Source organism: Methanobacterium sp. SMA-27, assembly GCF_000744455.1.
Taxonomy (GTDB): Archaea; Methanobacteriota; Methanobacteria; order Methanobacteriales; family Methanobacteriaceae; genus Methanobacterium_B.
This window is the reverse complement of record NZ_JQLY01000001.1, coordinates 2,390,705-2,403,324: the sequence shown is the minus strand read 5'-3', so window position 1 is coordinate 2,403,324 and position 12,620 is coordinate 2,390,705. Positions and strand designations below refer to the sequence as shown.

Annotated in this window: 13 protein-coding genes and 1 pseudogene; 3 read left to right on the top strand and 11 right to left on the bottom strand. The window is 32.4% G+C overall.

Features of this window, described 5'->3' with window-relative positions; all coding sequences use genetic code 11:
• Positions 1-13 precede the first annotated feature (13 nt).
• Positions 14-649, top strand: a complete 636-nt coding sequence (locus DL91_RS12190) for a LysE family transporter (protein WP_048192124.1) — start codon at positions 14-16, stop codon at positions 647-649.
• Between the two features lie 116 nt (positions 650-765).
• A complete protein-coding gene (locus DL91_RS12185) occupies positions 766-1,554 on the top strand; it encodes an HAD family hydrolase (protein WP_048192122.1) in 789 nt (262 codons plus the stop codon).
• 138 nt (positions 1,555-1,692) lie between these two features.
• Here DL91_RS12185 and DL91_RS14545 read toward each other — a convergent pair whose 3' ends face one another.
• From DL91_RS14545 to DL91_RS12135, 11 genes and pseudogenes are all read right to left on the bottom strand, one after another.
• The gene (locus tag DL91_RS14545; protein WP_081882667.1) at positions 1,693-2,172 is read right to left on the bottom strand and encodes a TMEM175 family protein; all 480 of its coding nucleotides are present in this window, start codon (positions 2,170-2,172) and stop codon (positions 1,693-1,695) included.
• Positions 2,151-2,282, bottom strand: coding sequence for a TMEM175 family protein (locus tag DL91_RS13745; RefSeq protein ID WP_156096083.1), 132 nt, complete (start codon positions 2,280-2,282; stop codon positions 2,151-2,153). Before DL91_RS13745 ends, DL91_RS14545 begins: the two co-directional genes overlap by 22 nt.
• 92 nt (positions 2,283-2,374) lie before the next feature.
• A complete protein-coding gene (locus DL91_RS12175) occupies positions 2,375-2,914 on the bottom strand; it encodes a DUF6790 family protein (protein ID WP_048192120.1) in 540 nt (179 codons plus the stop codon).
• 275 nt (positions 2,915-3,189) lie between these two features.
• Positions 3,190-4,305 (bottom strand): DUF362 domain-containing protein, encoded by a 1,116-nt coding sequence (locus tag DL91_RS12170; RefSeq protein ID WP_048192119.1) that lies wholly within the window; start codon positions 4,303-4,305, stop codon positions 3,190-3,192.
• A gap of 61 nt (positions 4,306-4,366) precedes the next feature.
• Positions 4,367-5,122: a sugar phosphate isomerase/epimerase gene (locus DL91_RS12165; RefSeq protein ID WP_048192118.1), complete on the bottom strand. Its 756-nt coding sequence runs from the start codon at positions 5,120-5,122 to the stop codon at positions 4,367-4,369.
• A 103-nt stretch (positions 5,123-5,225) separates the two neighbouring features.
• Positions 5,226-5,502: pseudogene (albA, locus tag DL91_RS12160) on the bottom strand (DNA-binding protein Alba).
• A gap of 448 nt (positions 5,503-5,950) precedes the next feature.
• Entirely contained in the window at positions 5,951-6,700 is a 750-nt protein-coding gene (locus tag DL91_RS12155) for a response regulator (RefSeq protein WP_048192114.1), read from the bottom strand.
• Between the two features lie 50 nt (positions 6,701-6,750).
• Positions 6,751-8,268 carry a 2-isopropylmalate synthase gene (locus DL91_RS12150; RefSeq protein ID WP_048192112.1) on the bottom strand — a complete coding sequence of 506 codons (1,518 nt, stop codon included), beginning with the start codon at positions 8,266-8,268 and terminating at the stop codon, positions 6,751-6,753.
• Positions 8,269-8,392: 124 nt separating this feature from the next.
• Entirely contained in the window at positions 8,393-9,196 is an 804-nt protein-coding gene (locus DL91_RS12145) for a DUF63 family protein (protein WP_048192110.1), read from the bottom strand.
• 99 nt (positions 9,197-9,295) lie between these two features.
• On the bottom strand, positions 9,296-9,946 hold the full coding sequence (locus DL91_RS12140) for a PHP domain-containing protein (RefSeq protein ID WP_048192108.1): 651 nt from the start codon (positions 9,944-9,946) through the stop codon (positions 9,296-9,298).
• Positions 9,947-10,006: 60 nt separating this feature from the next.
• Positions 10,007-11,035 carry a DUF1786 domain-containing protein gene (locus tag DL91_RS12135; RefSeq protein WP_048192105.1) on the bottom strand — a complete coding sequence of 343 codons (1,029 nt, stop codon included), beginning with the start codon at positions 11,033-11,035 and terminating at the stop codon, positions 10,007-10,009.
• 192 nt (positions 11,036-11,227) lie between these two features.
• On the opposite strand from DL91_RS12135, the gene DL91_RS12130 reads away from it, so the two are divergent.
• On the top strand, positions 11,228-12,520 hold the full coding sequence (locus DL91_RS12130) for a TrpB-like pyridoxal phosphate-dependent enzyme (RefSeq protein WP_048192103.1): 1,293 nt from the start codon (positions 11,228-11,230) through the stop codon (positions 12,518-12,520).
• Positions 12,521-12,620: the final 100 nt, after the last annotated feature.

Sequence of the window (12,620 nt, the reverse complement as noted above, 5' to 3'; positions counted from 1 at the left end):
TGGTGTTGATAATTTGATTGAAATAATACTGTTTATAATTACTTCATTTGCAGTCGGTCTGTCCGGTGCCTTAGTGCCGGGGCCAATGTTAACTGTTACTATTTCAGATTCTCTAAAAAGGGGATTTATTGCTGGACCTTTGATTGTTATCGGACATTATATTGCAGAAATAGCCTTAATATTGCTTATATTTGCAGGACTTGGATGGTTCATTGGGTCAAGTACTGCCGTATTCTTTATTGGTACTTTAGTTGGTACTATGATATTGTTAATGGGTTTTAGAATAACGAGATCATCCAATTCACTTAGCGAATTAAAAGAAAATAATGGAATTAAGAAGGACTATGGTCCTATTTTAAGTGGTTTTTTTACAAGTGTTTCAAACCCCTTCTTTTTCATATGGTGGGCCACCATTGGATGGGCATTTATTTTTAAAGGACTGGAACTTGCAGGAATATTTGGTGTTTTAGGATTTCTTGTAGGGCACTGGGCTTCGGATTTAAGCTGGTTCAGTGGAGTATCATTTTTCACTAGCAGAGGATCGCAGATTATGACTGAAAAACATTACAAATTTATAATGAATATTAGTGGAATTTTTTTAATGATACTAGGCCTTTATTTCTTGTTGAATGCCCAAAAATTAATTTAATTTAGTATTAGTAGGATTTTAGTTATCAAATTAATATTAATAATAAAATTTAAATTTAGATCAATTACCTAATAGTTTTATGTAATATGAAACAATAAACTTTTGAGATGGTAAAAATGAAAACAGTTGTCTTCGATAACTCAGGTACACTTATAAAGCGTTACAAGGCCATTAAAGATCTTAGAACTGGAGCCATATGTGATAATGTTGCTTCTATTGATGTTGTAGATCGTGATGAAAATCGTGCTTTGGTTGTTCTTCAGACAGACCCTTCAAAATGTATCAATAAAGCAAAGCCCGATCAAACCATCAGACATTTCCTGAAAAAGAACGATGTAGACTTTGATATTAGCTATTCTAAAGTTGATATTAGTAAAGATGAACTTTTAGAAGCAATTAAAGATGATAAATCTTGTATAAGTGATGTTCAAGACACGTATTGTTCTGTAGTAGAAAAAAAATATAATGTTCATATTTGCAGTGGATCAGGTTTCATAGTAAATATGAAAACTGGTAAAATTGAATTTACCATAACAGCCGGAGGACGAATTTTTAAAGAAGTTCCATTTGTTATTAATGAACTTAAAAATAGAGGAATAGATATTTTTGTAGCTTCAGGAGATAGAAAAACTTCTCTTGAACAACTTGCAAAGTTCATTAATGTACCTCAGGAAAATGTATTTGATACAGCGAATTCAAGAAGAAAGGAAGAAATTATAAAAGATTTGAAGAGCAAATATAAAGTCATGATGGTAGGTAATAGCTCTAATGACATATTAGCACTTGAAGAAGCAGATGTGGGAGTTTTAACACTTCAACAAAATGAAATAACTCCGGAAAAAGTCTATAATGCTGCAGATTATGTTATTAAAAATATCCGAGAACTCCTTAATATTGATTTTTAGTTATTTATGAGATCATATAATTATTTAAACCAAATATATATAAATTAAATTCTACAGTAGAAATTATTGTTTAATATTTCAATTTGTAAATTAAAATATACCTATCTTTATTCTACTGTAGAAAAATATTCCCCAACATTATAGTCTACTAATTCTTTTAATATTCATCCTCAAGATAAAAATCAGAAAATATGAATAAGGGCTCCAAGAAGGTTTTACAAATGTAACGCCAATTGCAACTAGTGCAACTATAGGTAGAATATAATTTATCCTATTAATTAACTTCAATTGTTTCTTATCCACAGTTTCATAAAAATAATTCTTTTTACTAACATATGTCCAGATCAAAATATAGAATACTCCAATAATAAGCATGTTTAAATTAAAGAAAAACATGGGAATGGAATGGCTACCATAATTACTAACAAAATTTGTTGAAAATGGAACTAAAGCAATAAACATCAACCAAAGAACAGTTATCCAAATAAGATTACTATCTGCCTCTTTAATAAAGAAAAACTGTAGATGATTTGCCCTCCAGAAACTTGAAAGTAATAAAAAACTAAAAGCATATATCCAAAGCTGCTGACTCAAATTTACAACATACTGCCAGAGCACTGGATCATTAACAGACCCATTATGTTGGGTAAATCAATATTTAAAACAAGTAAAGTCAGTGCAATAGCAAAAACGCCATCAATAAGTGTTTCAATGCGTTTAGTACTCATCCAAACGCTTTTTTTGTTATCAATTGGCCATACCCTACAAACTCCTTAATCCGTTATTATGAAAGTTAATCAAATTAAAAATTTAATAAACCCTATTCTTTTTTAAGGGAATTTTCAAGGCTTTTAATTGAATTTTTAATGGCCTCTTTCTCCATTGCCCTATAAACAATTAAAAGTATTATAATGATGATAGGGCCAATTATATCCATATACAAAACTGAACCTGCATTTCCCGGTGCATAATTTGCAAATTGAAACATATTCATAATGTGAACATACGAATCTCCCAATAAAAATATAGAACTTGAAATAACTGTTGCAGTCCAAAAATTACCCCTAAACCAGTAACATAGAACACCAAGTACCCCAATTGCTAGATTTGCAAATGCTACTTCTTGCTGGAATGGATTACCTGAAGCCCATCCAATACTGGCAGCGACTTGTGCAGAAAGGAAATAATGCCCAATAAAAGCCCATATACTACCAATACCCACTGACAAAACTAAAAATGTTAATAGAAAAATTTCAACAATTCTCTTTTTACCTAATGGTTTATTTTTAAATTTTGAAATAAAAATATATAAAATTGCCACGAATATTGTTAGGAAAAAGAAAACATAAGCAAAATCCATAAAATCATCCTCCTACTATTAACTAATTATAAAATATTTATAACTCGATTAGCTTCATTTATAGCTCCATTATCTAACACATAATGTTCTTTATTATTTATTATTTGTGATTGAAGTTAAATCGAAAAATTTAATAATTAAAGTAGGATTGAACGTTTTCAGTCCATATATTCAATGACATCCAAATAAAGAAATTTGTTTATCAATTAAGGGATATTCAATAAATTGGTTAAAAAAATTAAGAAGCCTCAAATAATACTTTAATAATTAATAGTTTATTTTTTTGAGCTAATATCAATTAATTGATATTCTGGGTTTCCAAGACCTATTTTATGTCCATAATTAATCTGCACATGGCCATCCACCATATCCCAAACCCCATTAAACTTATCTTCTCCCTCAAGATAATGATGATGGAGCATTGAATTTTTGAAACCTATCTGCTGATTTACTAGATCATAACTAGCAGCATCTAGCGCTACAGGATCATCTGATACCAATATCCCAATATCTGGAACTATTGGACTATCACTCCAAGGAAGACAATCACAATCCGGAGTTATATTCATCAAAAAATTCATGTATCCTAATTTACCTTTCTTACTTTTAACTACACCTAATGCATATTCAGTCATTTTTTCAATGAATTCGTTCATGTTTTCATAATTTAGTTTAATTATAGATTCAGAACATGCAGATATACAGTTATTACATCCTATACATCGATCATAATCCATTATAGCCCCTTGATCATTTAAACACAATGCATCTAAAGGACAGGATTTAATACATATACCGCAAGAAGTACAGCCCTCCATTATAATTGGTTTTACACATTCATGTTGTTCCAATTTGCCTTCTGCTGATGCACATCCCATTGCAAGATTTTTTATAGTCCCGCCAAAACCTGCCATTTCATGCCCTTTGAAATGTGACATAACTATCATACAATCGGCATTTTCTATGTCTCCTGCAATTTTAACCTGTTCAAAATGTTTCTGTTCTATTTTTATATTGTGTGAGTAAGTACCCAAAAGACCATCTGCAATAATTAAAGGTGCTCCAGAAACTGCATAATCAAAACCATGGAGAATAGCCGTCTTTATATGATCTAGAGAGTTGTGCCTACTTCCAAAGTAAAGGGTGTTAGTATCGGTTATGAATGGTTTTGCACCAGCTTCATATATTTTGTCAACAACTTGTCGAACTAATACTGGGCTAATATATGAATCATTACCTTCTTCTCCAAAATGTAGTTTTACAGCCACCAATTCATCCTTATTCATTAATCCTCTGAAGTTAGCTGCTTCAAAAAGTATTTTTATTTTGTTAATCTTATTATCGACGTCTGTTCTAGATCTAAAATCAGTAAAATAAACTTTACTTACCATAAATCACCCTCCTTCCCTAACAATAAGTTAAATAATTGAATAATAACATAACACGCTTGATTTATCCGATATTTGAGGATATTAATAAATCTCTGCTTTTAAGAATATTTGGATAACTATTTAATTCAATAATACCTTTATTTACACCATTAAGCAGTTTAAGATCAAAATTTCCCTCACCTAATGGTAGATGTTGGTCTTTTTCCCCATTATTATCATTCAAGTGATAGTAAGCAATTTTTTTCATTTTAAAAAATGATTTAACATCTTTAGTAGTATTTGCATGGCCCGTATCTATGGTGGCATATGAACCACATTCCTTAATAAAAAATTGGTGTTCTTCAGCATTGTTACAGAAATAAGCATATTTATTGGGCATGTTTTCAATAGAGAATTTAATACCTCTTCCCATTGCATAATCATTTGCTTTAATTAGGGTTTCAATTGAATGTTGCATTCCATATTTTCTTACTCTTTCTTCAAACCTATGGATTAGGCCAGGATGAGTTGTAATTGCCTTTGCATTAATTTTTATTCCAAAATCAACTGTTTCTTTAAGTTGTTTAAGGGTTTCTTCCCTAATTCCAGGATTTAAACTTGCAGGATTTAGATCTATGGTTGGTGAATGTAAGTACACATCGATATCATACGAATTAAAGACATCTAAATCAACTTTTTCAAGGGATAATAAATTTCTAGGCCAGTAAGGACCCTCGCATAATATTTCTATAAGCTGAAATCCATCTTTTGAAGCTGTTTCTAAGAATTGCTCAAATGAACTCATGAAAAGTGCGAGTGTTGAAAATCCAATTTTCATATTAATGCCTTTGATTTTACTAATTAATATTTTTATTAAGATGTACAGGTTAATTGTATTAAAAAAAAATCTAGAATTTTTAATAGGTTAATTTCATAAGGAGTTAAACTTGTCTAGAAAGCAATATTTCAATTGCAAACATTTGAAGATGATCCTTCATTGTTTAAAATTTCCTCTGTTGAAATATTTATATTTAAAACTTCAACATCTGTTAAGAATCTGTTTTTCACTATTTCCGCAACATCAAAAGCCCTACTAATTGCCCTGCCTCTTGCTTTTAAAGTTACTTCTGAAAATCCCCCATTCATTTGAGTTACAACAGCTGAAACGTAGTTCATTACCGGTTTGTTTCCAATGTATACAATATTTTCCACTGACATTCGTTTAAACCCTCCATAAAATACCCTGCTTTTTAAATATATTAATAATATATAAATTTTATGTTCTTGGAGAGCTTCTTTTTGTATTTACAAATAGATTCAGAAATATAAACCCTCTTGCATCCATTTAAAGAGTTATATCTATCTGATAAAGATCATTAAAATAATTAATATAAATACTGAAGGTTTAGTTGTTTCAACACGTCAAACCGTATTTTTATCAGTATATGAGGTTAAATTACCTGAATAGAAAAATTTGATCCCATAGTATATACTGCCTCAATATCACAATTCACCTTAGATTTAATATCCATAATAACATATGTGGTTCGTATCATCTTCACAGTAGCAAATATGGCTGGAAACTTTTATCCTAATTTTCTTGGTTTCCTGAATCCATTAATAATACTCTCATCCTCACTATGGACTATTGGCATTTTCCCTATTATTAAGCCATTATACGATTAAATACAAGAATATAACCGTTAATATCCTTATTATCCCCTTTAATTACTTTAAAATTACATTTAACTAGAATACTTTGTCCTTCTTTTGATCTTAATAATGTATCCTCTGCTGAAATCTCGTTTTTCAGTCTTAGATCTTTAAATGTTTTTATAATATGATTTAAAGGAGTAAATACGTCTCTTAAATCTTTTCCCATAGCTTCTTCAATTTTCCAACCTGTTATCCCCTCAGCAACAGTATTCATTAGTTTTATTTTACCCTCTACATTAGTTGCAATCACACCTTCGTTGATGTTTTTTAGCATCGCTGCCAATAGGATATCATGATCTTTCTCCATTTTATGCCTGTAAAGAGTAATTTCAATAGCTGTGTGAAGTTCGCTCTCCTCAAAAGGCTTTTTCAATAAACCTGTTGATTCTTTAATAATATATCCTGAAGGTTCTGTAATTTTGGCCCGCTGTACAGTATATTCATCCGAATATGCAGTTAAGTAGATAACTGGGATATCATAATGCAATTTAATCTGCCCTGCTGCCTCTATTCCATCCATTTTACCCTTTAATTTTATATCCATAAGAACTAAATCTGGTTTAACCTCTCCTGCTAGTTCTATGGCCTTTTTTCCAGAAGAAACCAATGCAGGAACCTGATAGCCTGCACTTTCTAGGCCACTTTTTATATCCTCTGCAGTGATTCTTTCATCTTCAACTACCAGAATCTTTGATCCCATCCACTTTATCCCCCAAAGAAAGTTTTCAGTTATTTAATGATTTAATTTATTTAACGTTCAATAAGTATCTTGTTAATTGAATCTAAAACCGCTTCAACACTTGCCAGTACAACATCATCAGTAGTGGATCTTCCTGTTGCCTGGTTTCCATTATTATCACCCATTATAACGAAAACCTCTGCAAGAGCGTTTGTACCTCCAGTAATTGCTTCAATATTATATTCTTTAAGTTCAATATCTGCAGTTTCCCCCACTAAACTTTGTATTGCATTTATAGCAGCATCAACCGGCCCTACACCCGTTTTTGCAGCAGTTTTTATTGTCCCATCAATATTAAGCTTGACAGTAGCAGTTGGCATTACATTGTCACCGGTCATTACTGAAAATCCTTCAAGCTTCACTATTTCCTTTTGAGCTCTACCAAGAACAGTTTCTGACATTGCCTTTAAATCTGCATCTGTTACACATTTCCCCTTATCACCAAGCTTTTTTATTTGATCGAATACCTTAAAAAATTGATCTTCATTAAGTTCAATCCCATATTCCTCAAGTTTTGCTTTTATTGCATTAGCACCAGTGTGTTTACCTAAAACAATTCTACGAGTATGTCCAACCATTTCAGGCGTGATTGGTTCATATGTTTCTGCTTTTTGGAGTACTCCATGTACATGTATCCCTGCTTCGTGTGCAAATGCATTTTCGCCAACTATAGCTTTGTTTGGAGGCATTTTAATACCAGTAATTCTAGAAACAAATTCAGATGTATCTACTAAAAGTTTTGTATTAATATTAGTTTTAATGTTATATTGGGATGTTAATGCCATAACAACTTCTTCAAGGGAAGCATTGCCTGCTCTTTCACCTAGACCATTAATAGTAACATGAACTTGGCTAGCTCCAGCTTCAACAGCGCTCAAAGAATTGGCTACAGCCATTCCAAAGTCATCATGACAGTGCACACTGATGGGAACTTTAATGGTTTTTTTAATTTCCGAAATAATCCATCTCATAGAAGCAGGAACCATTACACCTACGGTATCCGGCACATTAATGTAGTCCACCCCTGCTTCTTCAACAGCATTATATATCTCTTTAAGATAGCTAAATTCTGTCCTTGTTGCATCCTCTGCAGAAAACTCTGCAGTTATTCCATGATCCTTTATATATTCTATTGATTCAACTGATTTACTGAGAATTTCCTCTTGGCTCATTTTAAGTTTGTATTCTCTATGAAGAGGAGAAGTTCCTATGAACGTATGTATATAATCAACGCCAGTGTCTATTGCAGCGTCAAGATCAGAACGCAATACCCTTGCCAAACCACATATTTGGGAGTTAAGTCCCAGTTTTAAAATTTCACGCGCTGCTCTCATTTCACCAGGCGAAGATGCAGGAAACCCTACTTCCATGGTATCAACACCTAGTTTATCTAATTTTTTTGCAATTCTTATCTTTTCGTCGACTGTTATTGCTACTCCCGGAGTTTGTTCACCATCTCTTAGAGTGGTATCAAAAATTCTAACTGTCTTCGGGAGTTTCATAGTCTTTTTCACTGTTTCTACATACATTGAAAGACCTCATTTAGTTTGACCATATTAATTATATATATGATTTATGCGTTTAAAAAAATTTGTTATACTAATTGTTCTATGAATAACAAATTATGTAAACTCCATTCAATTACTAATTTCCTCAAGTACCCATGATAAGACTTAGGAAATTTCTTAGACCAGGAGCAAGGCCTAAAATGAATATAGCTAGTTTCAGCATATTAGCAATTGTTCTGTCTTCAATATAGCTATCTATAATATACAATGCACCTAATATTACTGCTATTTTGAGTGGGAACATGACAATTGCAGATCCAACTAATCCTGTGAGCGCACTTGGAAGAACATGTTGTTCACTGTAGCCATAGAAATCAACTGCTATGTATGTGGAAGATGCATCGAAAAGATGCGCCATTAGAACGCTTAAATTGAATTTATTCTTCAATAAAGACCATTTATTTTTTAAAAGCACAAATATCGAAGATATTAGGGCCCAAACTCCCACTACTTGTAAAGTTGCGATAATATTAATCGGACCCATAAATAATATATTTGGTATGCAAATAACAGCCCCTACTGTTATTATAATATATCTATAATCAAAATTGGTTTTTTTCTCAATATAAACTGAAGCTAATACAGTAAAAATCGCCATGAGTCCCGTAAAAATGTATATCCCTGGTGTTACAAGAATATAAGTAAGTGGATAAATATTATTATCAACCAATGCTCTAGCACTTGATCCAAAAAATATGAATGGAATCAGTGGGATCATAAGGTCGGCTGGATCTTTTTTAATATATTTAAACATTTTAATAATTAGTAGAATAGAAATACCGAGTATTATACCAAATACTACAGTGTTGAGTATAGTGTATCCTGGGTGAAGGTAAACAAAGTTTTGTCGAATGTATTCAAGTATTCCCTGAAAGAAATCGAATATCATAATTTTAATATGGAGCTTAACGATTTAAAATTATGGTTGTTTATTCTAAAAAATTTAATAATTCATTAAGTTATGGCTGTTATGATTTTCTGAATACTTTTAACCAATTCTCTTGATTTTTTTGTTAATAACTTCTTTCAAAATAAGTGGTAATGGGGTTCTATCACCAAATACATTAGTTTTTCCAGATAGAATCACTTCAATTATACTTTCATAGGTAAAATTAGCATCTAACTCTGTAACGCAACTTCCTATAGCCCCTAAAAAGTGAGCATCACTGGATCCTATTTCAGGGAGATTTCTTTTTTCTGCTAGATTTTTTGCACGCCAATTAGAATATCCGAAAACATATCTAGAATTAAGTGTTTCTATGGCATCTATATCCAGTTCTTTAACATTGTCACATAATCCTTCCCTGTAACTAACAAATGGATGTGCGGCTATTGCTATTCCACCTAGTTCTCTAATTGTTTCAACAGTTTCTTCTGGAGATAATCCCTGTTGAACATCTTCTTTTATTCCCAATGCCACAATATGCCCTTTATTTGAGCTTATTTCCATTGCAGGCACAACAACAAAGTCTTTATAGTTTCTTGCCTCTTCAATTGTAGCAAGTGACCCTTTAATTGTGTTGTGATCTGCTACTGCTATCGCATCCAAACCTATAGATCTTGCTTTTTTAACTATATCCCTCGGGGATGCAGTAGAATCACTGGAGTAGGTACTGTGTATGTGTGGATCGAGTATCATGATTCATCCTTTGATTTATTGAAATAAATGTTTAAATTAAATGCATAGTATTTATTTGTATTAATCTGTATGTCTTGACATTATTGCTTTAATAAGTCCTACTGGACCAGCCATCATTACATCCCCTGCAGGAGCCGCATAATGAACTTTCATGCCAGTTTTCTGCAGTATTCTTCTCATTGGTCCTGTTGCAATTACGCATTCAATATTATCCATTGGAGCTGTAGTCCAGGCACCATGGCCACCATCATCATGAACTTCATTATGAGTTATTGTTCCATCAATAAGTTTTTCAATGAGATATTTAATTTTTTTGGGATCTAGTGATTTTGTATGGTGCTCAAAAACACCAATTATTTTTCCATTATCAAATGCAGCAGCAAGGGTATGTCCATTCCCTATATCAATAGCAATATAACTATTTAACTCTTTAACAATAGGATCACACGTAGCACCGCATATTGATGCAAACTTTGAATCCATAATAATTGGTTTATAACCCTTTAAAGTGTTTAAAACACCATTCATTCTGGTGAAATATTCTGGAACCTTATCATAATAAGCAAATTCTTCAGGATACCTTGGAACATTAAGTTTTTCTTTTATTTTCATGAATCGAAAGTTCCGATCTCCTACTCCTTCCAGATATCCATGATCTTGGATTGCAATACCAATGTAATCAAAATCCAATTTTACTTCAAATTTGGATAATGACTCTTTTATTGAATCTAAATCTATATCTTTGAGTTCCACCCTTCCAAGTTCCGGATGATGTTCTCTTTCAGGTACAATTTCTATACCTAGTGACTTTACACGTTTTAAATCATCTCGAACCGTCCGCGCAGCATTTTCAGTCATAAGAACTTTGTATCCTCTTTTAATATGATTTTCTATTGCTTTATTAACCGGACCTCCACCCATTGTATTACCATTAATTAAAATATCATTGTGGTGTTTTCGAATCCTTTTTGCAAGTATCTTGGTTGGTGAGGGCATAACCATTTTTATAGAATTTTCTATTGGATAATCTGTATCATAAAACATTATATCCTGTGTTCCAACTCCAACATCAACAGCTAGTATATTCATATAAATATATCTGTTGTTTATCCTATTAAATTCTCTAGAATTGATAATGTACATATATGGACAACAAAGATTTAAATAATACATTAAAAATAGATTTAGTACAACTTAAACTTAAGGTACATTAGTAGTTTAAGAATATTAATTGGTTACAACCAGAATTTGAATGATTAAATATCATGGATAGGTGATTGAATGTATAAAATAACACTTTCAGAAAAGGACACTCCAAAAAAATGGTACAATATAGTTGCAGATCTACCTGTGGAACTCCCTGCATCCTCACAAACTAAAGAGGGACAACAACTTGAAAATTTACCAAAAATATTTTCCAAGTATGTTCTTGAGCAAGAAATGTCACAGGAAAGATGGATAGATATTCCAAAAGAAATTAGAAACGTATACAAGCAGGTGGGACGGCCTACTCCACTTTTTAGAGCAACGGGACTTGAAAAGTATTTAGATACACCTGCAAAGATATACTACAAACGTGAAGATATGTCTCCTGTTGGCAGCCACAAATTAAACACAGCAATTGCCCAGGCATATTATGCTAAAAAGGCTGGTGCTGAAAGATTAACAACCGAAACAGGAGCCGGACAATGGGGATCTGCATTATCTCTCGCATGTTCACTTTTAGGGCTTGAATGTACAGTTTATATGGTAAATGTTTCATTCAAACAAAAACCATATCGTAAAACAGTAATGCATCTTTACAACGGAGAAGTTATACCATCACCAAGTGATAGAACAGATTTCGGTAGGAAAATACTTAAGGAAGACCCAAATCATCCAGGATCCCTTGGAATCGCAATATCTGAAGCTATTGAAGATGCTTTAACAGATGAAAAAGTATTTTATACCCTCGGAAGTGTTTTAAACCATGTACTTCTCCATCAAACAGTAATTGGTCTAGAGGCCAAGAAACAATTCGAACTTATAGATGAAACCCCCGATGTATTAGTGGGCTGCGTGGGAGGAGGAAGTAACTTTGGTGGAGCAGCATTCCCCTTCATGAAAGATAAAATCTCAGGAGATCTAGACTGTGAGTTCCTAGCTGCAGAACCTTCATCATGCCCAACACTTACACAAGGAGAATACCGATACGATTACGGAGACACAGCTGGTTTAACTCCACTAATGAAAATGTACACCCTAGGACATGACTTTGTACCTCCATCAGTTCATGCAGGCGGTTTACGATATCATGGAATGGCGCCGTTGGTTGCTTTATTGGTTAATCAAGGTCTTGTAGAGGGAAGAACTGTAAATCAGACAGAAATATTTAAAACAGGCCAAATATTTGCTAATACTGAAGGAGTTATACCTGCTCCAGAAACATGCCATGCTATAAAAGTAGGAATGGATGAAGCATTGAAGTGTAAAAAGACAGGAGAAGAGAAGAATATTTTAATATCATTCTCAGGTCATGGATTACTCGATCTTCAAGGATATGACGATTTCATAGAAGGACATTTAACACAATAGTCTTTCCATATCCTATATTTTTTTTATTTAATATGAATAAGTTTTTAATTGGGTTGGTAAGTCTTATTACTTTTTTTATTGTTTATTTAAGATTCATTAA

Bases quoted from the DNA above. Each gene is read 5' to 3' on its own strand.
- DL91_RS12150 (WP_048192112.1), bottom strand. From the start codon at position 8,268: ATGTATGTAGAAACAGTGAAAAAGACTATGAAACTCCCGAAGACAGTT.
- DL91_RS12185 (WP_048192122.1), top strand. From the start codon at position 766: ATGAAAACAGTTGTCTTCGATAACTCAGGTACACTTATAAAGCGTTAC.
- DL91_RS12130 (WP_048192103.1), top strand. From the start codon at position 11,228: ATGTATAAAATAACACTTTCAGAAAAGGACACTCCAAAAAAATGGTAC.
- DL91_RS12145 (WP_048192110.1), bottom strand. From the start codon at position 9,196: ATGATATTCGATTTCTTTCAGGGAATACTTGAATACATTCGACAAAAC.
- DL91_RS12135 (WP_048192105.1), bottom strand. From the start codon at position 11,035: ATGAATATACTAGCTGTTGATGTTGGAGTTGGAACACAGGATATAATG.
- DL91_RS13745 (WP_156096083.1), bottom strand. From the start codon at position 2,282: ATGAGTACTAAACGCATTGAAACACTTATTGATGGCGTTTTTGCTATT.
- DL91_RS12165 (WP_048192118.1), bottom strand. From the start codon at position 5,122: ATGAAAATTGGATTTTCAACACTCGCACTTTTCATGAGTTCATTTGAG.
- DL91_RS12175 (WP_048192120.1), bottom strand. From the start codon at position 2,914: ATGGATTTTGCTTATGTTTTCTTTTTCCTAACAATATTCGTGGCAATT.
- DL91_RS12170 (WP_048192119.1), bottom strand. From the start codon at position 4,305: ATGGTAAGTAAAGTTTATTTTACTGATTTTAGATCTAGAACAGACGTC.
- DL91_RS12155 (WP_048192114.1), bottom strand. From the start codon at position 6,700: ATGGGATCAAAGATTCTGGTAGTTGAAGATGAAAGAATCACTGCAGAG.
- DL91_RS12140 (WP_048192108.1), bottom strand. From the start codon at position 9,946: ATGATACTCGATCCACACATACACAGTACCTACTCCAGTGATTCTACT.